This is a genomic window from Paenibacillus amylolyticus (genome assembly GCF_036894225.1).
Lineage (GTDB): Bacteria > Bacillota > Bacilli > Paenibacillales > Paenibacillaceae > Paenibacillus > Paenibacillus amylolyticus.
Genome location: NZ_CP145892.1, coordinates 3,128,090 through 3,152,441 on the forward strand (window position 1 = coordinate 3,128,090; position 24,352 = coordinate 3,152,441).

General features: G+C 45.8%; 16 protein-coding genes. 14 read left to right on the plus strand and 2 right to left on the minus strand.

Features of this window, described 5'->3' with window-relative positions; all coding sequences use genetic code 11:
• Positions 1 to 71: 71 nt before the first annotated feature.
• The 4 genes from V6668_RS14035 to V6668_RS14050 are packed head-to-tail and all read left to right on the plus strand — an operon-like array spanning position 72 to position 5,014.
• A complete protein-coding gene (locus V6668_RS14035) occupies positions 72 to 1,061 on the plus strand; it encodes an ABC transporter permease (protein ID WP_338708732.1) in 990 nt (329 codons plus the stop codon).
• Between the two features lie 15 nt (positions 1,062 to 1,076).
• The gene (locus tag V6668_RS14040; protein WP_017688674.1) at positions 1,077 to 1,964 is read left to right on the plus strand and encodes a carbohydrate ABC transporter permease; all 888 of its coding nucleotides are present in this window, start codon (positions 1,077 to 1,079) and stop codon (positions 1,962 to 1,964) included.
• 37 nt (positions 1,965 to 2,001) lie between these two features.
• Entirely contained in the window at positions 2,002 to 3,645 is a 1,644-nt protein-coding gene (locus tag V6668_RS14045; protein ID WP_338708733.1) for a sugar ABC transporter substrate-binding protein, read from the plus strand.
• A gap of 22 nt (positions 3,646 to 3,667) precedes the next feature.
• Complete coding sequence (locus V6668_RS14050; RefSeq protein ID WP_338708734.1) at positions 3,668 to 5,014, plus strand: glycoside hydrolase family 30 protein; 1,347 nt, start codon at positions 3,668 to 3,670, stop codon at positions 5,012 to 5,014.
• A 114-nt stretch (positions 5,015 to 5,128) separates the two neighbouring features.
• Here V6668_RS14050 and V6668_RS14055 read toward each other — a convergent pair whose 3' ends face one another.
• Positions 5,129 to 5,536 carry a hypothetical protein gene (locus V6668_RS14055; RefSeq protein WP_235193806.1) on the minus strand — a complete coding sequence of 136 codons (408 nt, stop codon included), beginning with the start codon at positions 5,534 to 5,536 and terminating at the stop codon, positions 5,129 to 5,131.
• A gap of 287 nt (positions 5,537 to 5,823) precedes the next feature.
• On the opposite strand from V6668_RS14055, the gene V6668_RS14060 reads away from it, so the two are divergent.
• Together V6668_RS14060 and V6668_RS14065 are read left to right on the plus strand one after the other, a co-directional pair.
• Positions 5,824 to 6,816 (plus strand): hypothetical protein, encoded by a 993-nt coding sequence (locus tag V6668_RS14060; protein ID WP_143781410.1) that lies wholly within the window; start codon positions 5,824 to 5,826, stop codon positions 6,814 to 6,816.
• A 61-nt stretch (positions 6,817 to 6,877) separates the two neighbouring features.
• Positions 6,878 to 7,963: a glycoside hydrolase family 99-like domain-containing protein gene (locus tag V6668_RS14065; protein WP_076249441.1), complete on the plus strand. Its 1,086-nt coding sequence runs from the start codon at positions 6,878 to 6,880 to the stop codon at positions 7,961 to 7,963.
• Between the two features lie 28 nt (positions 7,964 to 7,991).
• Here V6668_RS14065 and V6668_RS14070 read toward each other — a convergent pair whose 3' ends face one another.
• Entirely contained in the window at positions 7,992 to 8,837 is an 846-nt protein-coding gene (locus tag V6668_RS14070) for an AraC family transcriptional regulator (RefSeq protein ID WP_076249440.1), read from the minus strand.
• Between the two features lie 122 nt (positions 8,838 to 8,959).
• On the opposite strand from V6668_RS14070, the gene V6668_RS14075 reads away from it, so the two are divergent.
• From V6668_RS14075 to V6668_RS14110, 8 genes are all read left to right on the plus strand, one after another.
• Entirely contained in the window at positions 8,960 to 10,420 is a 1,461-nt protein-coding gene (locus V6668_RS14075; RefSeq protein WP_076249439.1) for an alpha-L-fucosidase, read from the plus strand.
• Between the two features lie 283 nt (positions 10,421 to 10,703).
• Positions 10,704 to 12,212: an exosporium glycoprotein BclB-related protein gene (locus V6668_RS14080; RefSeq protein ID WP_338708735.1), complete on the plus strand. Its 1,509-nt coding sequence runs from the start codon at positions 10,704 to 10,706 to the stop codon at positions 12,210 to 12,212.
• A gap of 687 nt (positions 12,213 to 12,899) precedes the next feature.
• Positions 12,900 to 18,152 carry a S8 family peptidase gene (locus V6668_RS14085; protein ID WP_036670772.1) on the plus strand — a complete coding sequence of 1,751 codons (5,253 nt, stop codon included), beginning with the start codon at positions 12,900 to 12,902 and terminating at the stop codon, positions 18,150 to 18,152.
• Between the two features lie 255 nt (positions 18,153 to 18,407).
• Entirely contained in the window at positions 18,408 to 19,580 is a 1,173-nt protein-coding gene (locus V6668_RS14090; protein WP_305955663.1) for a GntR family transcriptional regulator, read from the plus strand.
• 222 nt (positions 19,581 to 19,802) lie between these two features.
• Positions 19,803 to 21,104 carry a glycoside hydrolase family 125 protein gene (locus tag V6668_RS14095; protein ID WP_076249437.1) on the plus strand — a complete coding sequence of 434 codons (1,302 nt, stop codon included), beginning with the start codon at positions 19,803 to 19,805 and terminating at the stop codon, positions 21,102 to 21,104.
• A gap of 78 nt (positions 21,105 to 21,182) precedes the next feature.
• A complete protein-coding gene (locus V6668_RS14100; RefSeq protein ID WP_338708736.1) occupies positions 21,183 to 22,562 on the plus strand; it encodes an extracellular solute-binding protein in 1,380 nt (459 codons plus the stop codon).
• 67 nt (positions 22,563 to 22,629) lie between these two features.
• Positions 22,630 to 23,496 carry a carbohydrate ABC transporter permease gene (locus V6668_RS14105; RefSeq protein ID WP_036608294.1) on the plus strand — a complete coding sequence of 289 codons (867 nt, stop codon included), beginning with the start codon at positions 22,630 to 22,632 and terminating at the stop codon, positions 23,494 to 23,496.
• Between the two features lie 22 nt (positions 23,497 to 23,518).
• Positions 23,519 to 24,343 carry a carbohydrate ABC transporter permease gene (locus tag V6668_RS14110; RefSeq protein ID WP_076249435.1) on the plus strand — a complete coding sequence of 275 codons (825 nt, stop codon included), beginning with the start codon at positions 23,519 to 23,521 and terminating at the stop codon, positions 24,341 to 24,343.
• Positions 24,344 to 24,352 lie beyond the last annotated feature (9 nt).

The window sequence follows — 24,352 nt, forward strand, 5'->3', positions numbered from 1 at the left end:
GGGGTTTTTTATGTCGAAAAATAAAAACGTTTTTATAAACATGTATGCATGATGGAGGGGAGTAAAAAAACGTGGATAAATTAGCCGTAGAGACTTCAACCGGTAAAAATGCGATCAGTCCCAATGGGAAGAAACCCATCGGACAACGGATTAAAGAATTCATAGTGGAATATCGAAGACAATGGGAGATTCAGTCGATGATTATCCCGGGCATTATTTTTATGATTATTTTCTGTTATATCCCAATCTACGGGTTGACGATTGCCTTCAAAAATTACACGGTCATTGATACGCTGGCTACCGCTCCTTGGGTAGGGCTGGATAATTTCAGAATCATTTTGTCAGACAAATACTTCTGGGATGCGGTCGTGAATACGCTGGGGATCAGTTTTTTGAAATTAGGTATCGGGTTTGTCATTCCCATCATTCTCGCAATCATGATCTACGAGTTAAACAGCGGACGCTTCAAGAAGTTTGTGCAAACGGTTTCATATTTACCTCACTTTTTGTCTTGGATCGTACTTGGGGGAATGCTGATCACCTGGTTTTCGACAACGGGCTTATTTAATCAGTTGTTACTTAGCCTGGGAGTGATCTCGCAACCGCAGAACATCTTGCTGGATGCAGGAAAGTATTGGTGGATTGCAACGTTATCGGATATTTGGAAAGAAGCAGGTTGGGGAACGATTCTGTATCTGGCGATCATGGCAAAGATTGATCCTACGTATTATGAAGCGGCCAAAATTGATGGTGCAAGCCGTCTTAGACAGATCTGGAATATCACATTGCCTAATATGAAATCAATCATAAGCTTAAATCTGATTTTAACTGTAAGCGGTTTATTAGGGTCGAATCTGGATCAGACCCTGGTTCTCATGAACTCCCAGAACCGCGACAAAGCGGAAGTCATCAATTCGTACGTCTATCGTATGGGGATGTCTCAGGGTGACTTTTCATATGCAACGGCCGTTGGCTTGGGTGTGTCCATCATCTCTGTCATTCTGCTCGTCACGGCAAACAAAATCACAAGCAAATTAAACGATAATCAATCTGTGTTGTAGAAGGAGGCATCCCGCGTGAATGGAAAGGTGGCAAAAGAAGATCTCGATAGTCGGATCTTTGATACCTTAAATATGATTTTGTTAATCATCTGTACGATCGTTATTCTGGTTCCGCTCTGGAATGTCATCATCTCTTCCTTTAGCTCAGGCAAAGCGTTGGCGGAAGGTGGGTTCATCTTCTGGTCACCGGAATTCTCGCTGGAGAATTACAGAGCTGTATTCAATGATCAGGGCATCTGGCAGGCCTTCTTCATATCGGTGTCCAAAACAACGATCGGCGTTGTTACACATGTGTTCTTCTGTGCCATGGTTGGTTACGGTCTGAGCAAAAAGTACATAAGAGGCCGTAAATTATACGTTGCCATGGGTGTTATTACAATGTTCTTCTCAGGCGGTATGATCCCGACGTATCTGTTAATCAAATCACTTGGCCTGCTTAACAGCTTCTGGGTGTACATTATCCCGGCGTTATTCAGCTTCTATGATGTCGTGATTCTGATGAATTTCTTCCGGAATGTCCCGGATTCTCTGGAAGAATCGGCCAAGATTGACGGCGCAGGCGATTGGCATATTTTCCTGAAAATCTTCATTCCACTCTCCATGCCTGCCATGGCTACGATTGCGCTATTTAATGGGGTGGGGCAATGGAACGACTTCATGACAACCAAGTTATACATTACCGATCAGTCACTGTATCCACTTCAGATGATGTTGTATGAGATTATAGTTCAGTCCCAGACACAATCCATGCAAAATGTCGGGGGTTCGGCTGTGATAGAAACAACGACCAAAGGCGTGCAGCTAGCCACCATTGTCATTACGACACTACCTATCGTGCTGATCTATCCCATCGTTCAGAGATACTTTATCTCGGGAATGATGCTCGGAGCAGTCAAGGAATAGGAGCAACAAATACCCCATTTTGAGGAGGAACAAAAATATGTTGAAATTGAATAAGGCATCAGGCAAAAAAGGGATTAAATTGCTCGCAACACTGCTCACAGCCGTACTTATGATTACAGGTTGCAGTGGTGGATCGGGGGGCTCCAGTGAAGGGAACTGGGTATCCATTGAAGATCGGTATACGGTTGACCCGGAAAAGCCGGCATGGCAGTTGGATAAAAAGGAAGAGCCTACAGACCTGACGTGGTACGTCAATGCTGACTGGTGGAACACTGATTTTGGCAAGGACATTGTTACCAAAAAAATCAAAGAGGATCTGAACATCAATATTAAATTCATCACGGGTGATGATACCAAGTTAAATACCTTTTTCGCAGGTGGAGATATGCCTGACTTGCTGACCGTATTTGACTCCAATTCTCCTGTGGTACAAAAAGCTGCAACCTGGGCTATGCCGCTGAATGATCTGGCCGAGAAATATGATCCTTACTTCAATAAAGTTGCTGCTGCCGATACGTTGAACTGGTTCCAATTGGCGGATGGTAAAACCTATGGATACCCGAACTATTCCAATACGCAAGAGGATTATGATAGTGGTAACATTCCAGCCAAAACCGCATTTATCATTCGTAAAGATGTGTACGAAGCTTTGGGTAGTCCGATCATTGGAACGCCAGAAGAATTCCAGAGTGTGATGAAACAGATCAAGGAGAAGTTCCCTGCGCTGATTCCATTCGGCTTTAATGCCGTAGGTGAAGGAACGGGTTCACTCGGAGATACGTTGCAAGACTTCATTGGTGTTCCGCTTGAGAACGAGAATGGAGAATTCTATGATCGTAATCTGGATGAAGATTACCTCACGTGGTTGAAAACATTGAACACCGTGTACAGAGACGGCAATATCAGTGATGACAGTTTTGCCGATGATGGAACCGCTTTTGAGGAAAAAGTGAAGTCCGGTAAATATGCGACCATGCTGCTTGACGGTACACCTCAACAAGGAGGAAATCTGCAAATCTACATGAGTGCCAATCCAGGCAAAGAATATGTTGCTATCGATGGACCGCAGAGTACCAAAGGTAATGCACCAACATTGAATCAATCCGGAATAACCGGGTGGATGATCAATTTCATTTCCAAGGACTGTAAAGATCCGGCCAAGGCCATTCAGATATTCACATATTTGCTGAGTGAAGAAGGACAGACGCTTATGAATTACGGGATCGAGGGGGAAACCTACCAAACCAAAGCCGACGGTAGTGTAGAACTGCTACCAGCAGTGAAAGACATGCAACTGAATAATGCGGATCAATTCAAAAAGGATTATCGGATGGGTGAATTTATGTTCTTTGGTCATGACCGTCACAAAGCACTCAGTGCAGATGCTTTTCCAGAAGCGATTAAACAGATGCAGGAGTGGGGCAAAGGCAAGCTAAAACCACACTTCATTCTGGAGAATATTAGCCCGGATCAAGGTACACCTGAAGCTCGTGCGTTGTCAGCAATTAATACGAAGTGGAATACAACGCTGGTCAGTATGGTACGTTCCAAGGATGATGCCTCGTATGACAATGCACTGGCTTCTTACAAGTCATTTTTAGGTGAGAACCGTTGGGAAGAGATTGTGAAGGTACGCAGTGAAAAGATGAAATTGAACAAAGAGAAATTAGGAATTCAATAATAGAAATACAAAGGAGAATCCTATGACTACATTTAAAATGTACAAATCCACGGGTGAAGAAGAGTTGTTCGTATCTCTATCCCAGGAGCAATTGAAACCACTGGATGCTGATAAGGAGACAACGACCATCCATCTGGATGATCAGTTAACGTATCAGGAGATGGACGGATTTGGTGCTTCTTTTACCGATTCTTCCGCCTATCTGATTAATCAAATCTTGAATGAGGAACAGCGTGATGAGGTCATGACCCGGCTGTTCCATTCAGAGAAAGGGATTGGGCTGTCAGTCATCCGTAATCCAATGGGGGCTTCGGACTATGCGAGAACGGTATATAGTTATAACGATATGCCCGAACAGCAGACGGACCCGGAATTAACCCAATTTAGTATTGCACATGATGAAGGGGACGTTATTCCTTTAACGCAAAAGGCGTTGGCATTGAACCCTGAACTGAAGCTATTTGCTTCACCATGGAGTGCACCGGGATGGATGAAAACGAGCGGATCCATGATCACCGGACAGCTGAAGGCTGAATGGTATCCCGTTTATGCTGAATATTTCGTGAAATACATTCAAGCGTATGGCAAGCATGGATTACCGATCCATGCCATCACACCACAGAATGAGGCGCTCTATGAACCCGGGCACTATCCCGGAATGTTGATGCCAGCCGAGGCCCAAGCAGATTTTATCAAAAACCATCTCAAACCAGCCTTTGTGCAAAACGATATTCAAACCAAGATTCTCTGTTACGATCACAACTGGGATCAACCGGACTATCCCCTGACCGTACTTGAACAAGCGGGAGAGGAAGTGGATGGTGTAGCCTGGCATTGGTACGGGGGCGATGCTTCTGCTCAAACGAAGGTTTATGAAGCTTTTGCAGGTAAAGAAGTGCATTTCACTGAAGGTTCGGGTGGAGAGTGGATTCCGCCATTTGAACAGGCCTTCTCGAATGTGATGCGAACGGGAATTCAGATTCTTCGCAATTACAGCAAGTCCTTTGTACTTTGGAATATGGCACTTGATGAGAACAACGGGCCGACCGTTCCGGGATTTGGCCGCAGTACGTGTCGTGGGATCGTACAGGTGAATCAGCAAACAAAGGAACTTACGTATACACTTGATTATTATGCCCTGGCACATTTCAGTGCTGTGATCCGCCCGAAGGCTGTTCGGATCGAATCAACATCCAGTGATGATGGAATTTGTTCTGTGGCTTTTAAAAATGCCGATGGTTCCGTAGCTGTAGTCCTCTTCAATGATGGGGAGAAAACGGGCAACATACAGGTTAAGCTGCGCGACGATGTATTGATGAAGTTCCAGCTGGAAAGCAAGAGTGTCTTGTCCGTATTGATCACAGATTAATAAATAGATGGAGTTATAAGTAGGCTTCATCAGAAAAGAAACCAAAAGAAGCGATATCCGGAATGTACTCGGATATCGCTTCTTTTGGTGAAATTCATCTGATTCAGGGTTATATTATACGGGTTGAATGGCGAGATGGGGTGTCCCGCTACTTTCATCAACGAACAGTATATATTGATTGCCAGCAGTCCCTGTTAAGACCAGACCGGGTTGACCTGCAACACCAGGATTGTAATATCTGAATTGTTGCAAAACGGGGAGGGAGACTGGAAGAGTAGGTTGATTAAGTGCCATTAATTGTGTAGCGGCCTTAACGCTATCTCCAGCTTCAATCACTCCGCCTACACCCAAATGGTTGACAATCGAGGAGCTGGCGTTGATTTGAAGGCTTCCTGTTATGGTCTGACTGCCATTGACGTTTAGATCGACACCAACGGTTTGATTACCATTAACTTGCAGATCTTGGTTAATGGTCTGATTACCGGTGACAAGGATGCTATCAAATGTTGGCAAAGATATCATCTCCTATATAGTATTCTTATATTCTATGAGGACAAGATCTGGAATGATCCGGGTGGCTACACATTATATACTTGGGATAAAGCCCCTTTTGCAGATAAAGAGTTAGCGAAACACTATTTCGTGCATATTGTAGGCAGAGAATGTTTTCGCATGGAACAGGAGGGTTTGTTATCCAAAAGAAGTCAAGAACGCAGGTTAAGTCCGCGAAAAAGAAACGTTCAGTTCATGATGCGAACCGGTTATTCCTGAGACAGATGAATGTGGTTCTGAACAGGAAACTCAAATCCATGCGTAAACATATGGAAGTACAGCAATTGGAACTGAATCAGCAATGGCTGAAAATGATGCAGGTGGGAAGCATACCTACCCGAGAAGTACCAAAAGTGATCTATAAGGAGTTAAATGTGCTTCTTATCACTCCTTGTAATGACCGAGAAATGTCATCACATTGCGTCCTGATTGAACAGAGTCTGAAACATCTCGTGAGAAATGTGAATGAGATTAAATATATCGAATCCGTGTCAGCCTGCTTGTCTTCTAATGATGTTGACCTAATTATGGTCATCGGAAGCGAAGAAAACTTGCCGGATGAGAATATTACAGCATTAAGGACATCAACCGTGAAGAAGGCCATCTGGTTGTCTGCCGATCAACATGTGAACCAAAGCGAAACTATTCTACCGATTTTTGATCACGTGTTTACACAACATTCAACCCAAATAAGCGATGATCAGCATCATATGGGAAGCACTGGTAGTCATGAACTGTTCATGCCGCCTGATCCACATATATTCTGTCCGCAAGCTGTTCCCTCGGAGTACGAATCGGATGTTTATATCATCGGGGATGCAGAATCGGATGGCATCGTCACCGCTGTTGCCAAATCGGGTCTTTTGGATAACAAAAAGGTTCGGGTAGATGGAAAGGGTTGGGCACAGATCGGGGATTTCAAGCCTGTTCATACGAATGAAGCTCGTCAGATGTTATATAACGGAAGTAAACTGGTTATTCATCGTGGCGAATCAATCAAAAACGTGATGGAAATTGCCGCATGTGGGACGTTTCAGCTCATAGGACCATCTGTGAATCAGAGCAACGGGATTGACCTTAGTAACTTTCAACAATACAACTCTTGTGAAGAACTCACTCTGAAGTTTGAACATTACTGGCAGAGTGTTGATGCAAGGAGACTGGCCGCTAGCCATGCTCTGGCATACATGAAATATAATCAATCCCATCTACAAAAAACATTGCGACTGCTGGATATCATTTTCATATAAATCATCCCAAAAATCACAGGAGCGTAGGCTGCATCAAGTTGCTGCATTGGAGGAGTTCTGATTGAAGGTAATTGCTCTGCATCTGCCCCAATTTCACCGGATTGAGGAGAACGACCGATGGTGGGGGGACGGTTTTACTGAATGGACCAATGTAAGAAAAGCCACGCCTTTATATTCGGGTCATCATCAGCCTAAGCAGCCGTTTCAGGGGAAATATTATGATCTTTCCGATCCAGATGTACGAAATTGGCAAGCGGAAACGGCTAAACAACATGGCATTTATGGATTTTGTTATTATCATTATTGGTTCAAAGGCAAGCGTTTGCTGGAAAAACCAGTGAATGAAATTTTGGAAAGTGGGGAGCCTGATTTTCCTTTTTGCTTGTCCTGGGCCAATGAGACATGGACAAGAAAATGGGATGGGCAAGAATCCGATGTTCTCATGGCCCAGAACTATGGGGATCGAGAGGATTGGGAAGAACATTTTAATTATCTGGTAAAAGTATTTAAGGACAAACGATATATTCGAGTGGAAGATAAGCCATTATTTCTGATCTATCGACCAGCCAGTATTCCGCAATGTGAGGAAATGATTCAGTTTTGGCGTGAATTGGCTTTGAAGCATGGCCTGAAAGGGATTCATTTTGTGCAGACCATTGGTGGATTCCCTACATTTAATGGTCAGATCTTTGATGCGAGTATGGAATTTGAACCGCATTATACGTTTGCACATGGACATATGAATGGAATCTGGATCGAAATGAATATCAAGGGACAGCAGCATATTGCTGTGAATTACGACAAGGTATGGTCCTCCATTCTCGAACGAACACCACACCGTAACGGAGAAATTGTTTATCCAGGTGCTTTTGTCAATTGGGATAATACACCGCGGAGAGGTGTTGACGGACAGAGTACGCTCGGGGCCACCCCAGAGAAGTTTGGGCTGTATCTGTCCAGACAGATGGAACGAGCGAGGACGCTGTACAAAAGTGAATATCTTTTTGTTAATGCCTGGAATGAGTGGGCGGAAGGGGCATATCTTGAGCCGGATCAAAACTATGGTTATGCTTATTTGAGAGAACTCAAGAAAGTAACTCAGCATGAATCGAACAGAAACAAGTCTATAGGAGGGAGTTCCGAATGAGGGAACTCTCTCTTTGCTTTGAGTTTATTTATAGACCATGTTTCGTTGTAAGTCCCGTTTGTTGTTTGCGGTACTCCGTTGGAGTTAACCCTGTATGCTTTTTGAACTGTCTGGAGAAATAATACAAATCACTGAAACCGAGATGCTCGGCGATGGTGGTTATTGTGTTCGGGGTGCAGGCCAGCAACTCCTTGGCCTTATCGATTTTTTTGCCAGTAATATAGAGGATCGGAGGAACACCGATCTGCTGCTTGAAGAATCGAATGAAATAATTCGGATGCATGTAGGCGATCTGGGCCAGATCCTGAACCGAAATATTCTCTTCGATGTTGGAATCAATATAAGCCAGAATGGTGGACAGTTTCTCCATGACAGGCACGTTAATAAAAGAGATCTGATCCAGATCCAGATTCATTATATAGTGGGACAGTAGCTCGGTTAGTTTGCTCTTGGCCATCATATGGCCATAGACTTCATCGGATTTTGCATATGTAAGGATACTGCTGAAGATTGCTTGAATCAACTCAGGTTGATCTATCGTACAGATGTGTGGGAATTTCAGAATTTGGAACAGATTGATTCCCCCAACCTTTGCGCTAAAGTGACACCAATATTTGAGAAAAGGACGGTCATTAATGGCAGAGTAGGACTGTTGGATCCCCTCTGGCATTAAAATAAGTTGATTAGGTGCAGGGTAATACTCCTCATCCCCAATTTTGAGCCAACCTTCACCTTCGCATATGAAATAAAACTTGCTGTAATCGGGCGTGTAATCCAGATCCCGCCAATCCGTATCGCACCGATTGTAATTGACCATGAATAATTCGACTTGGAGATTGGACAGGTAGTTCGTAAGCAAAGTTTGATGATTCATACTTTTCATCTCCATACAAGGTTATTATTGTCCATCTAAAAGTTAGTGTTCTGCATGTCTATCTTTCAGCCGTAGCACTACAATACAACTACAGACAATAACAGAAGGGATGAGAACATCTCATGGACAAAAACGAATATTTGCAACATATTGAAGCAACGATTGAGAGCGGTAATTTCAAGGACAACTGGAGTTCGCTTAGCACCTTCCAAGTACCCGAATGGTACCCAAAAGCGAAATTCGGCATATTCATTCACTGGGGGCTATATTCTGTACCAGCCTATGATAGCGAATGGTATTCGCGAAATATGTACATACAAGGGACCAAAGCTTATGAACATCACCTTGAGGTGTATGGACCTCATAAGGACTTTGGATATAAAGACTTCATTCCGATGTTTCGTGCAGAGAAGTTCGATGCAGACGAATGGGCAACGTTATTCAAACAGGCTGGAGCCAGATATGTTATGCCTGTGGCTGAGCACCATGATGGTTTTCAGATGTACAAAAGCTCTATCTCTCACTATAACACATATGAAATGGGCCCCAAACGGGATCTTCTCGGTGAGATGAAGGTTGCATACGAGAAGCAGGGGCTGACATTATGCGTGTCGTCTCACCGCGCCGAGCACTGGTTCTTCATGTCTCACGGGAAGGAGTTTGATTCAGATATTAAGGAACCTCTGGAGCGTGGGGATTTCTATTGGCCTGCCATGCCTGAACCCAAGGATCACTTCGACTTGTATGACTCACCTCCAACCGAGGAGTATCTGGAGGACTGGTTGATTCGCTGCTGTGAACTGGTCGATCAATATCAGCCAAAGGTCTTTTATTTTGATTGGTGGATTCAAACGGTTGCGTTCAAACCCTATCTTAAAAAATTTGCTGCCTATTATTATAACAAAGGCGAAGAATGGGGCGTGCCTGTAGCTATCAATTATAAACATGAGGCCTACATGTTTGGTAGTGCCGTTCCGGATGTGGAGCGGGGACAGTTCGCTGAGCTTAAGCCCTATTTTTGGCAAACGGATACAGCTGTTGCTAAAAACTCATGGTGTTATACGGAAAATAATAACTATAAAACGGCTGAAGAGATCATTCGGGATCTCGTCGATATTGTAAGCAAAAACGGAAATTTACTGCTGAACATTGGACCCAAAGCAGACGGCAGCATACCGGAAGAAGATCGTGAGATTTTGCTGAGCATTGGCAAGTGGCTGGAAGTGAATGGGGAAGCGATCTATGACACGTCATTCTGGCGTACGTTTGGCGAGGGTCCGACAGAGGTGAAGGAAGGGCAATTCACGGATGGGGATACGAAGATATTTACGAGTGAAGATATACGGTTTACGTTAAAAGAAAGCGATCTGTATGCCACGGTTCTTGCCTATCCAGATAACGGGGTGGTGCAGATTAAATCCCTGAAGGAAAATTCTCACCATTTTCAAGGGGGCATTCAAGATATTCAGGTACTTGGTTACGAGGAACAACCGAAATGGGAGAGAACAGCGGACGCACTGATGATCACAACGACAACTGTGAAAAGTAATGCGCCTATTGTTTTCAAAATTAAATTGGACTAATCAACAAAGATAAATTAAATACTGTAAATATAAAAAGGGCGCATCTAGGAGTATTGTACTCATCGGATAGCGCTCTTTTGGTTGGGTTATACATAAGGCTGACTTCCATGCAAAATCCTCTTCATGATAATGGAGGCTCCTCCAAGCTGAAAACTGTAATTCGGAAATTTACTTATATAATAATCACGAAATTCTTGCTTGCTAATATACTGATATCATCAAACCAGTGATGTTCGCCTGTAATGGATTGATTGAGACTCACTAAGGAGGATCTGCAAAAAAGATGAAACCAAAGAAACGCATCAGATATGGTTGGAGCGGATTTAAGAAAAAAAAAGCTGAGGACTGTGACCATCCCCAAGAGCAGCACAAAGAACACCATCACGAGCACCATCATAACCACCACAATCATCATCACAATAACCACCATCATAAGTGTTTTGACAAAGAAGCCGAATTCCTTCTCAAATTAATTGGTGAGTTGAAGGGAGCAATTGTACAGGTTTTTGCCAATCCCACGCCTCACAATGTTTCACTTCTGATTGAGGTACTGCGTAAATTACTGGCTCTGGTTCATTGCTCGGATTTGAAAAAGGGAACCAAGGCAGATCTCGAAGCGATCTTGGAGCTTACCATTGTATCTGCAGAGGCCGTTCCATTTTCTCCGATCAGTGTGGGAACCAATTTGCAGCAATTGCTGGATGTGCTCCTATCTGTCATTTTACAGGGGAATATCGATTCGGCTGAGAAAGATCAACTGGTCATTTTGATCCGGGCGACCGAATTGGCTATCACAACAGGGCTTAGAAACATAGGCAGTCAAGGTCCGGCAGGACCTGCGGGTCCTCAGGGCGTACCTGGTCCACAAGGCCCGGCTGGCGCTGCTGGTTCTCAGGGTGGTGTAGGTCCAGCTGGTACACCGGGAGCTGCTGGTGCCCAGGGACCAGCAGGTGCGACAGGTGTTACTGGAGCAACGGGTGCGGCAGGCCCAGCAGGTGGCGCAACAGGAGCGACAGGTGTAACGGGGAGTACAGGAGCTGTTGGGGCAGCGGGCGTTACAGGAGCAACAGGTGATCCTGGCGTAGCAGGAGCCACCGGAGTCACCGGGGCTACCGGGGCAGCTGGACTTGCGGGAGTCACAGGGGCTACCGGGGCAACGGGTGTGACAGGAGATACGGGTGCAGCGGGAATTGCAGGGGTAACCGGGGCTACCGGCGCAACTGGGATTGCGGGAGTAACTGGCAGCACCGGTGTTACTGGGGCTACGGGTTCTGGCGCCATCATACCGTTTGCTTCTGGCGGGCCTGCCATATTAACAACGATTCTTGGTGGACTGGTGGGAACGACAAGCCTTATCGGTTTCGGCAGCTCTGCAACAGGAGTCAGCATTCTGGGTGGCACGATTGATTTAACGGGAACGATTGTCGGACCACTCATTAACTTTGCATTCTCTGTCCCACGGGATGGCGTTATAACTTCGATTGCTGCCTATTTCAGTACCACAGCAGCCTTGGCCTTAGTTGGTTCAACGGTGACCATCACTGCGCAATTATTCAGTTCACCTACTCCTGATAATGCATTTACTGCGGTTCCGGGGGCGGTTGTTACACTGGCACCTCCACTCACCGGTATTATTGCATTGGGTAGTATCTCCAATGGCATAACAACCGGATTAACTATACCTGTGACTGCACAGACACGTCTGCTGCTGGTGTTCTCGGCAACGGCAGCCGGACTCACACTTGTGAATACGGTTGTCGGGTATGCAAGTGGCGGCGTGAACATTACATGATGAGATATAAATTTTGAGATGAACGACATGAGAGTTCTCATGTCGTTCTTTTTCTTGATTTGAAATTTTGAGTGTCAGGTCTTGGTTATATAGAACTACTACAAACTATTATTCATCAAAATAATGCATAAATACGAAAAATAAGCTGAAATACGTAAGCGACATCAGACACATAAAAGCATTAAATAGACTTATTTTCTATATTTTTCAATATAGTGCTTGTGTATATCGAATAATGACTTTATACTATACCAATAAAATCCAATTAAATTCCTAATCGACTATTATATGTAATTAAAATGTTTAAGCACTCACTCGAATCACGATCGAAAGTCATATCCACCACTCCTTAGCAAGCGTTCTGCTAACGCTCCAGATTACCCTTCCACATGAATGCTTATAGACATTCACTCTCATTGCATTATTCAAACACCCAAACTATTCACTCACATGGTTTAATCTGATTCATTCAATCTCCTAAACTTCCAAGTAAAAAATCATAGACTGATCTGTTATCTCTTCTGACTCATATTGTTCCCTAACCAGACCTGTAAAGGAGGTGAGGCTTTATGTGAAATCCAGGGTATCTATTTCGTACGCAATAAAGGTAATTTACCGTTTCATTCTGCAGAGAAGGGCATATGTACCAGACTAAATTAAAAAACCGGGTAAAAGGAGTGGAAAAGTTTGATAAAGATTAATCGGTTACGCAAGCCCATCTCCATGGGGCTCTCGCTTCTCCTTGCATTTTCGATCATTCATCCGGTTTCAGCTGAAAACTCCACATCATCCAAATTGGATATGAAATCTGGACTTGCCAAAGTTACGGAGTCCAAAGTAAACGCCAAGCTGACCAAAGAATTTGATGGTAGTGAATATGTGACCTATCTGGTGAAAATGAAGGAACAGGTGGATACAGCAGCAGTCTCCAAACAGGCCCTTGAAAAGGCGACCATCGCCAAACAAACGGCTTCAGCCACAAAGCTGTCCGTTCGTAATTCGGTTGTCAGCTCTCTGCGAGAAACGGCCTCGCGTACACAATATCCATTGGAAACTTATCTGGAAAAGGAAGTTGACCTGGGTAAGGTCAAAGAATATAAAAGCTATTTTATCGTAAATTCACTGGCAGTAACGAGTACCAAAGAAGTCATGGAACAGATTGCGCTGCTGCCTGAGGTGGAGAAGATTCTACCGAATGAGACGAGATACTTACAGAAAGCCGAAGTGAGTAAAGAACCGGCGAATGCGGCACCAGGCAAAGATGCTGTCCAAACGCCAGCTAAAGACTCTTCAGTCGGTGTCAAAGACAAAGACAAAGAGCCTGCTGCAAAGGACAAGCTTGCGACAGAGAACGTGGAATGGAACCTGGATTACATCAATGCGCCTGCCGTGTGGGATCGGGGCATCGATGGAACAGGGATTGTTGTTGCCAATCTGGACAGCGGTGTGGATTATACCCACCCGGCGCTTCGCAGCAAATGGCGGGGACTGGATGCTTCGGGCAATATCGTTGATCCCGAACTGAGCTGGTATGATCCGCACAGTAATGCTTCCCTCCCTGCGGACGGAGACGGGCATGGTACGCACACGATGGGTACGATGGTTGGCTCCGAAGCAGATGGTACCAACCAGATCGGGGTTGCTCCCGGTGCGAAGTGGATTGGTGTACGGATATTCAATCCGGAAACAACAGATGCCATTATTCTGGATGGCGGACAATGGTTGATCGCTCCGGTGGATGCGGAAGGCAATCTGCATCCTGAACTTGCACCGGATGTTGTTAACAACTCGTGGGGCGGAGGCGCAGGATTGGATGAATGGTTCCGTCCTATGGTCCAAGCTTGGCGTGATGCTCAGATTTTCCCGGAATTCTCCGCAGGAAATGTGAGACTGGGTAACCCGGGCGGACCTGGTTCTGTTGCTAACCCAGCCAACTATCCTGAAAGTTTTGCTACAGGAGCAACCGATATCAACGGAAATCTGGCTTCGTTCTCCCTGCTGGGCCCATCCCCGTATGGTGAGATCAAACCGGAAGTATCTGCACCTGGTGTGAATATCCGTTCATCAGTTCCGGGCGGAGTATATGAGGGAGGCTGGAACGGAACATCCATGGCAGGCCCACATACAACTGCACTTGCTGCACTGCTGCTTCAGGCCAATCATTCCCTTACGGTGGATCAGCTGGAGCAGATCATTACAGATACAGCCACGCCGAGAACGGATAGTCAGTATCCGACATCTCCTAATAACGGCTACGGTCACGGCATTATTAATGCCCTTGATGCTGTGGGGTCTGTACTCGAAGGAATTGGCACGGTATCCGGCAGAGTGGTTACGGCCGGAGATGATCTGGAAGAGCCAGTACTGGCACATACCCCTGTTAATTCTGCCTTTACAGGCATTGATATACCACTAACGGCTCATGTGACAGATAACGTCGCAGTAGTCTCCGTCGAGGCTTTTGCCAAAACGACAGGCACCAACCAGTACGTTTATCTACCGATGAACCGGATTGCTGGAGATAACAAAGATGGGACGTATACAGCGACAATCCCTGCTTTTCTTATTGAACCGCAAGGTGTGGAGTATTATATCCGTGTGAACGACTACGGTAACAACGGATTCGAAAGTCAGGTATACAAAGTGGCTGTGTCCAATGGTGTTCAGCCAGGATACCTTCAGGATTTTGAAGAAGATCAGCTTGGATTCACGACTGGCGGAACCGGAAGTACCTGGGTATGGGGAGCACCAAGCAGTGGTCCTGGAAGTGCCTACTCCGGTGACAAGGTGATTGCAACCAATCTGCAAGGAACTTATGTGGCGAATAGCAATGCATATCTGCTTGCGCCGCCAATTGATCTCACCGAGAGTCCGGAAGGGGCATTGTTATCCTTCAAGCACTGGTATGACTTGGAGAATAACATCGACTTCGGCAAGGTATACATCGCTTCCGAGGATAGCGATTATGTGTTCCAAGAACTGTTAACCTTCACGGGTACAGGTGGCAATTGGAAGACACAATATGTGGATCTTCGCGAATACGCGGGACAGCAGGTGTTCATCAAATTCAATCTGACGAGCGATAATTCATTGCAAAAGGCTGGCTGGTACATTGATGATTTCGCTGTAGAAGAACTGGATGAGATTGCTCCGGGTGCTCCTGCCGGATTGTCTGCGACGGCCGATATTCTTGGTAATGTAGCCTTGAGCTGGACGGGTCCGAGCGATGAGGATCTCGAATCCTATATCGTATATCGCTCCACAACCGCAGGTGCAGGTTATGAATCCATTGGAACTGCAACAGGAACAACGTTTACAGATACGGCTACGGTGACAGATTCGACGTATTATTATACCGTTGCCGCACTTGATTATAGTGGCAATGAAAGCGACAAATCGAATGAGGTCTCCATTACAGTAGAGGTGCCTCAGGATATCTACATCGATCATTTCGATGGCAGTGATGATAATGGCTGGACTCATTCAGGAACCAAAGATGAGTGGGAACGCGGTATTCCGGTAACGGGACCTGCCAGCGCGGTTTCTCCACCGAATGTCTGGGCGACTGATCTCGACAATACGTACGAGAGTGGCTCCAACTATTCACTCGTATCTCCGGTCATTGATTTGACGGATGTGTCCGAAGGAACACTTACGTTTAATCATTGGTACGAGATTGAGAGTGGATACGATTACGGGTATGTGGAAGTCACCAAGGATGGTGGAACCACATGGTCAGAACTGGACAAATTCTCACATAGTACCAACGGTAAACAATGGACACCTGTATTTTATGATCTGGATGCACTTACCGGTAATGAAGTTCAATTCCGGTTCCGCCTGACCTCAGATAACAGTGTTGTGAAGACAGGCTGGTTCATTGATGATTTCCGTGTACTGGGAGTTGCTGCAGAGACGGTAACGGAGGACAGTGCGGTTGTGCTTAACAATGACAAACCAAAACCGTCCTATGATAATCCATGGTACAAAATTTCGCGGACAGACAAAGCGGAATTTAACAAAACGAAACAGCAACAACCTGAAGTTGAAAAACCAGGAACAGGTTCGGTTAATCCACAAAGCCTGCCTGCAAGTGCAACGGTTACCGTACTGGAAACCGGACGTTCGGTGAAGACAGATCCAGCTACAGGCAAGTATAACTTCACACACGTAGCAGGTGATTACACGTTAAAAGCTGAAGCATATGGATATTATCCTCGAACTCAGCAGGTGACGATTACAGATGGCAATGGAGCCAAAGCCAACTTTAATCTGGAAGCAATTCCGCATGGGCAGATTGAAGGTGTAGTAACGGATGAGCGGACAGGACAACCACTGGCTGATGCTTCCGTTCTCGTGGTGGAAGATGCGAATGTAGGTGAAGTTCGCACAGGTTCAGATGGCAGCTTCGATATTCAGGTATTGGAAGGAAGTTATACCCTATCCATCCGGGCTGCAGATTATTACAGTAAAACCGTTACTGTGACAGTCCCTGGTAATGGTACGGCTGAGGCAAATGTTGCCTTAAAACCATTCATCGGTTTCCCTGGGGAAATTGCTTATGATGATGGAACAGCAGAGAACGCACGAGCTTTTAATGCTGCGGATAACGCTTGGGCAGTTCGAATGACACCAGAGCTGGAGACCGCTCAACTGACAGGTGCATCGTTCCGATTCTGGAACACCGAATGGCCTGTACCTGGAGGCACAGCGTTCCAATATGCCGTATATGATGCATCGGGTGCGGGCGGAGCTCCGGGACGGCAACTGGCTGGACCATTTGACGGTACTGCACTTCGTAACGATCAATGGACAACCGTTGAATTCCCAGAACCGGTCATTGTAACGGGTGATTTCTATATCGTGTATGTACAGAGTTTAGCTGGAACTAGCGCTCCGGGACTCGCTACCGATGAGGATGGTCCAAATGCAGGTCGAAGCTGGCAGCGTGTAAGCGGAGCATGGAGTACTTCACCGGTAGAAGAAGGCAATTACATGATTCGTGCAGTCGTGAGATATCCGGTAAATGCACCTGTGCTCACAGTACCTGCAAACACGTATACGAATCAATCGACCTTCACTGTGTCGGGAACGTCTCCGGCATCTGGAGCTCAGATCAAGATCTACAACGGCAAGGATCTGGCTGGCACCACAACGGTGGCAAATGGGAAGTTCTCATACGGTGTGAAGCTCCGTTCTGGCATTAATGCGATTACTGCGGAGGCAGTGGTAGACGGTAAAACAACGGACCGTTCACTCCCCGTAGTCATTATTCTGGATCAGACCAAACCACAATTGACGATTCTCACGCCAGCTCAAGGGGATCGCATCAATGCAGAAGTGGTTCACGTAACGGGTAATGTCGTGGAACAATTCCTCGATAAGGTAACCGTTAACGGACAAACCGTACAAGTGGGTAAAGACAGAAGTTTCAGTCACCGTGTATTGGTCAATGAAGGCGAGAACACAATAACCATTACAGCAACCGATATCGCTGGTAACAAAACAACCGTAACCCGCACCGTCTATGTGGAAACGGCGTTGCCAGAACTTACGAATATTACTCCGGCTGAAGATGTTCGAATCACATCAGGGGAGAGTGTTACCGTTTCATTTGATAGTAAACCTGGTCTGCAAGCATCTTTCCGTATTCAGTTACCTTTGAATCTGAATGCCCAAGGGGCAGGAGAGATTCCATTGGTGGAGACTGAACCTGGTCGTTATACGGGTACGTACACAACACCTTCATCCCTTGTTCTGGATGGTGGAGTCATTGTGATTCGCGCTCAGGATGCAGCAGGCAACAAAGTAGAGGCGGAAGCAGCTGGACGATTGTTCGTCAGCGCAGCACAAGAACAATCCGTTCCAGAACCAGATTCGAGCCCTGAAGAGAATGGAACGGAAGTGAGTCCACCGTCCGCTGAGGGTCTGCAACCTTAATTATGCAAAGTATGACTTGGATGATAACTGCGTTTTGACCATCTAAGCAAGAAGCCGATAAGCCGAGGTATCAGGGCTTGTCGGCTTTTTGTTGTCTCGATTCATAACTGACGCCTAAGATTAATGAAGCATCCATCGGGATGCTTTTTCTTTTGCTCTCATATGACAGCAGGTGAGTTGTCTCCTTTCTTCACATTAATGATATAACATGATATATTAGGATGTAGAACATGAGAAGTATGGGTATTTATGGAGGTGCTTGTATTGGGGAAAGATTCGGCATCCAAGCCGATGTATGAACAGATCTTTGAATCCTTGCGTGAACGGATACAGCTTCATCAATATCAAGTGGGTGAGCGTGTTCCTTCGGAAAAGGAATTATGTGATGAATTCGGAGTGAGCCGGATTACAACTAAAAAAGCACTTGAGATGCTGGCGAGTGAACAATTAATTGTTCGTCAGCCGGGACGGGGTTCTTTTGTAGCCGACACAGCAGAAATGTTACAAGAAAGATCTAACAGACCTGCTCCGCTTGCTTCGGTTAAAGATCCAGAGAAGAAGCTGCTCATTGGTCTGGTCATTACTAATTTCAGTGATATGTATGGTACAGAACTGTTATATGGTATGGAAGAAGCTTCGCGAGAGCATGATTGTTTTCTCGTACTTAGACGTTCCTTCGGGATTCCCGAGCAGGAGGAACAGAGCATTCAGGAACTGCTGGAACTGGGTGTGGATGGATTGATTATTTTCCCGGCACAGGGTGAATATTTCAGCGATGAGATTTTAAAACTGGTCGTTAACAAATTCCCGTTTGTCCTGATTGACCGGTACTTGAAAGGCATTCCAGCTTCATCTGTCAGTACGGATAATGTAGGCGCGGCGCGAGAAGGGATGAATTATTTGTTCGATCTCGGTCACCGACACATCGCTTTTCTGACGCAGCCTCCGGCGAACACTACACCCATTGAAGAACGAATTGAAGGCATTATTGAGGCTCACAATGATCAAGGAGTTCTGGTGAACAGGGAACTGTGGTTAGAATCTTTTCTTTCGACACTGCCAAGTGTGTTTGATCCTCAAGTCGAGGTCCGTGATGTGGAGACATTGGTGGAACATTTACAGAAATACCCCCAGATTACTGCACTCTTTGCTGCGGAGTATCATATTGCTTTACTTGCAGAACAGGCAGCGGATCGGCTTGGTCTGAGAATCCCGGAAGATATGTCCATCATTTGCTTTGACAGTCCAAACGCTGCCGAAGGAAGCCGTGTAACCCATATGAGACAAAGCCAGTTTGATATGGGAAAACAGGCATTCGAGATGGTGCTTCAAAGTATGCAGAACAACGAAATGACAGTGAACAGGGTTGTTTTGCCTGCCCGATTGGTGAAGGGGAAGTCAACGAGTATGGTGAAACAAAAGGGTTAATTATAACAACTTAATATTCATTGTGTTCAATCAGGGGCTTCGTATAAACGAGGCCTCTTTTTGGTGCGGATAAAATGGGGAGAATTGCTTTAAATGGTATATTATTTGGTGTCTTCAAATTAAAATAACATGCTAATATACAAATAAATATATTGACATAACATTATATTCGTTTTAGGATGATGAAAGCGGTTAACAAACTGGATTAAATAGGAGGACAACATGCTGACACCCAGAGATGATCAAGAAATTTCTCCCTCGATATACGACATGATTGATCAGGTTAACAAACGTATGCCGGACCATCCGGAACTCAACCAAATGTTTAAAAATTGTTTTACCAATACGATGGCAACCACAATTCAGCGCAAAGAAGATGGAACAACTTTTGTGATTACGGGAGATATCCCTGCCATGTGGTTACGTGATTCTGCCGCTCAGGTCAGACCTTATCTGCTTCTCGCTTCAGAGGATGAAGATATCGCTGACATGATCGCTGGACTGGTTGAACGTCAACTGAAATATATTCTCCTGGACCCGTATGCAAACGCTTTTAATGAGACGGAGAGTGGAAAAGGACATCAGGAAGACCTGACGCAGATGAATGATTGGATCTGGGAACGGAAGTATGAGATCGACTCACTGGCTTATCCGATTCAGCTCAGTTATCTCTTGTGGAAGAACACGGGAAGAACAACTCAATTCAATGATACGTTCCGTAAAGCATCCCAGATCATCATGCAGTTATGGCAAGTGGAACAGCATCATGAGACGAAATCACCCTACACATTCCAACGTCTGGATGCTCCCGAAACCGATACGCTCACCCGAGAGGGACGAGGTACTGAAACAGTCTATACAGGCATGACCTGGTCGGGATTCCGTCCCAGCGACGATCGCTGTGAATATGGTTATCTGATTCCATCCAATATGTTCGCCGTTGTGGCGCTTCGATATCTACAGGAAATTGCTGAAGTGGTGTTCGAGAATGAAACGCTGGCAGCGACTGCTCAGCAGTTGGAGGAACAGATCAACAAAGGTATTCAGGATTATGGCACCGTTGAACATCCGGAATATGGAACCATATATGCATACGAAACGGATGGGAAAGGCAATCACAATCTGATGGATGATGCCAATGTGCCGAGCCTGCTGTCTTTACCTTATCTCGGATATGTGGAGGAGAACGACGAGGTGTATCAGAATACACGCCGTTTCATTCTTTCCTCGCACAACCCGTATTTTTATGAGGGAACAGCAGCAGCGGGAATCGGTAGTCCGCATACACCGGAAGGGTACATCTGGCATATCGCTTTATCGATGCAGGGGCTGACTACAGAGGATCGCAATGAAAAACTACGATTGCTTCAGCTCATCCATAAGACGGATGCGGATACCGGACTGACCCATGAAGGTTTTTCGGCCAACAATCCACATGAATATACACGTCCATGGTTTTCATGGTCCAACATGCTCTTTAGTGAACTGATTATGGATTATTGCGGATTCCGCGTACAGAAATAGATAGGGAAGCAAGAGATAACCTGCGAATACATCATAACGTTCGGAGTTCGTTAAATTCCGACAAGAGGAGAGCGAATCATGAGAAAAATATCATTGAAAATGCCGGTAGCAGCAGTTATGACATCCTTGCTCATTCTTACTACAGCCTGTTCGGGCGGAAGCTCAAGCACAGGCACAACCAGTGATGGCAAGAAGGAAGTAACTGTATCGTTCCGTTCTTCAGGATCTGAAGATACACTTACGAAATTCTTCCAATCAGGCTTGGTGGATCAATTCGAGAAAGAAAACCCGGATATCAAAATCAACATTGCGCCTGTACTGGCAAGTGAAGGCGATTATACGTCCAAAATGGTTCTGCAAATGAAATCCCCGGATACGGCACCGGATGTCATTGCTGAAGATACATCCATCATCAAATCCGATGCTGCTGCGGGATATCTGGAGCCGCTGGATACACAGGTTCAGGGATGGCCCGATTGGGAAGAACACATCATCGACAACCTGAAGGCAGGGGTTACCGGAGAAGACGGCAAAGTGTACGGCGTTCCGGCTACCTCGGATACACGCGGAATCTGGTACAACAAGGAACTGTTTCAACAGGCAGGACTTGAAGTTCCGTTCAAACCTGCAAGCTGGGCAGAAGTGCTCGAAGCAGCACGTACGATCAAGCAAAAACTGCCGGGTGTGACACCACTTAATATGATCGTGGGCAAAGCAAACGGTGAAGGTGTCACCATGCAAACACTGGAAATGCTGCTCTATGGTACGGCGGACACGCTGTATAACGACACCAGCAAGAAATGGGTCGTGAACAGCCCGGGGCTGCTGGATTCCTTCAAATTCATAGATCAAGTGTTTAACACGGATAAAACAGGTCCAACCATGCAGGTTGCCCTGAATGGACAAGCTGGCAGTATTGCATTCCAGCAACAGTTCCCGCAAGACAAACTGGCGATGGCTGTAGATGGTAGCTGGGCAGGTTCGACATGGGCCGAGAACGGTACTGTTCCAATCGCCAACGTTGAAGAAAAAATAGGTTTTGCACCATTCCCAACACAAAACGGGGAAGAACCTGGAGCAACTACGATGTCTGGAGGATGGGCTTGGTCTGTTCCTGCACAGGCGAAGAACAAGGAAGCAGCTTGGAAATTTATCGAGTTTCTGATGAATAAGGAAAATGCGACTGCACGCGTAGTAGCGGAAGGTAGCCTCAGCCCACGTAATGATTCCACAGAAGTTGACGGTTATACGGATCGTCCTTATACCAAAGAAGCACAGGAACTCTTGAATGTGGCCCACTTCCGTCCAGCGAACGATCAATATGCAGCGGTATCCGCACAATTGCAAAGCATTGTTGAGAGTATTGCCTCTGGCAAGCTGACGCCGGAAGAGGGAGTTACACAATTGAAGGACAACGTATCCCGTTCCCTTGGCGCGGACAGCATCGAAGAGAAATAAGGATATCGATATATTCGGAGGGGGAGGCACAATCTCCCCTTTTTCCGGTTCGAATGGAGAGTGACTTATGAAAAGGAAAGCACCAGGTTCATTTCTGTTTCTAATGCCTTCCGTACTGTTATTACTTGTGTTTTTCATTGTTCCCATCATTCTGACGATCTGTTTTGCCTTTACGAATATGGCTCTGACTGGGGCGGCAGCCAAGAGTTTGGAGTTTGTCGGATTCCAGAATTTCATTAATATGTTCCATGATCCGGACTTCCGGATTAGTGTCTGGCGTACGCTGGTCTTTCTCATCTTCTCCGCAGTGATTGGTCAGGTATTGCTTGGATTCATTCTGGCTCTTCTAATGAAGGAGAAAAATGTGACGTTCCGTCGGGTCATCGGCATCATCGTCATTGCCGGTTGGGTGACACCCGAGATTGTTGTGGCATTCTGTATGGTTGCCTTTTTCAGTGACAATGGTTCATTGAATCAGATCCTCGGCTGGTTTGGAGCGAATCCAGTCTCCTGGTTGTTCAGTTTCCCTATGGTGAGTGTCATTATCGCGAATATCTGGCACGGCACAGCCTTTTCAATGATGGTCTATCAGTCGGCACTGGATGATATCCCGAAGGAAGTTGAAGAAGCTGCGATTATTGACAGTGCCACCGGGTTCCAGATTGTCAGACACATTACGATTCCAATGGTAAAAGGGTCCATCGTGACCAACATGATGTTGGTTACCCTACAGACACTGGGCGTGTTCACGCTGATCTATACGATGACCGGTGGTGGCCCGGGTACTTCAACACAAACCTTGCCGATCTTCATGTATAACCAGGCCTTTGTGAACTATCAATTTGGATACGGCACAGCCATATCTCTGGTTCTGTTGTTCATCGGTATTATCGCCAGCCTGTTCTACATGCGATCCATGAAAGTGAAAGTGTAACCATGAAGGAGGTTCGATCCCTATGGTCAAACATGGGCTTCAACGCAAAATCCAGTACGGGATTCTAGTTTTTCTAGGGCTCAGTTTTTTATTGCCGCTGCTCTGGATCATTTTGGCTTCATTTGACCCGAATGCGCAACAGGGCATCAAAATGCCCAGTACCTGGACCATTCAAAATTTCAAGGATGTACTCGGGGATTCGAGCAATCTTCGTTCATTCGGTGTAGGCCTGATTCTGTCGGGAGGACAAGCGATACTGGTTGTTCTGGTATCTGTCCTTGCTGCTTATCCTTTATCCCGTTATGAAATGAGATTCAAAAAAAGCTTCTTGTTATCCATTCTGTTCATGACAGCTCTACCGATTACTGCCGTGATGGTTCCGGTATTTCAGATGTTTCTGTTCTTCAAAATGCAAAATAGCATCATCGCCACGATGTTGTTCCTGACCGCATCCTCACTTCCTTACGGCATCTGGATGATGAAAAATTTCATGGATTCGGTGCCCATTGATCTGGAAGAATCGGCATGGATTGACGGAGCGTCCGTATGGAACGGATTGAGACGAATCGTGGCTCCGCTGATGTTGCCAGGTATTGCAACGATAGCGATATTTACCTTTTCGGGAAGTTGGGGCAACTTCTTCGTGCCATACATCCTGCTCCAGACACCGGAGAAACTTCCGGCATCGGTCACGATTTATCAATTTTTCGGCAGCCACGGTATGGTTGAATACGGCAGGTTGGCTGCATTTTCACTACTTTATACAATGCCTTCGGTTGTGCTATATATCTTCTCCCAGCGTTACATGTCCAAGGGCTTCAGCATGGGCGGGGCAACTAAAGGTTAATGACAGGAG

What these genes read in the sequence shown, in the direction of transcription:
- V6668_RS14095 (WP_076249437.1), top strand. Translation starts at nt 19,803, where the DNA reads ATGCTGACACCCAGAGATGATCAAGAAATTTCTCCCTCGATATACGAC.
- V6668_RS14110 (WP_076249435.1), top strand. Translation starts at nt 23,519, where the DNA reads ATGGTCAAACATGGGCTTCAACGCAAAATCCAGTACGGGATTCTAGTT.
- V6668_RS14105 (WP_036608294.1), top strand. Translation starts at nt 22,630, where the DNA reads ATGAAAAGGAAAGCACCAGGTTCATTTCTGTTTCTAATGCCTTCCGTA.
- V6668_RS14080 (WP_338708735.1), top strand. Translation starts at nt 10,704, where the DNA reads ATGAAACCAAAGAAACGCATCAGATATGGTTGGAGCGGATTTAAGAAA.
- V6668_RS14045 (WP_338708733.1), top strand. Translation starts at nt 2,002, where the DNA reads ATGTTGAAATTGAATAAGGCATCAGGCAAAAAAGGGATTAAATTGCTC.
- V6668_RS14055 (WP_235193806.1), bottom strand. Translation starts at nt 5,536, where the DNA reads ATGATATCTTTGCCAACATTTGATAGCATCCTTGTCACCGGTAATCAG.
- V6668_RS14050 (WP_338708734.1), top strand. Translation starts at nt 3,668, where the DNA reads ATGACTACATTTAAAATGTACAAATCCACGGGTGAAGAAGAGTTGTTC.
- V6668_RS14070 (WP_076249440.1), bottom strand. Translation starts at nt 8,837, where the DNA reads ATGAATCATCAAACTTTGCTTACGAACTACCTGTCCAATCTCCAAGTC.
- V6668_RS14075 (WP_076249439.1), top strand. Translation starts at nt 8,960, where the DNA reads ATGGACAAAAACGAATATTTGCAACATATTGAAGCAACGATTGAGAGC.
- V6668_RS14100 (WP_338708736.1), top strand. Translation starts at nt 21,183, where the DNA reads ATGAGAAAAATATCATTGAAAATGCCGGTAGCAGCAGTTATGACATCC.
- V6668_RS14060 (WP_143781410.1), top strand. Translation starts at nt 5,824, where the DNA reads ATGCGTAAACATATGGAAGTACAGCAATTGGAACTGAATCAGCAATGG.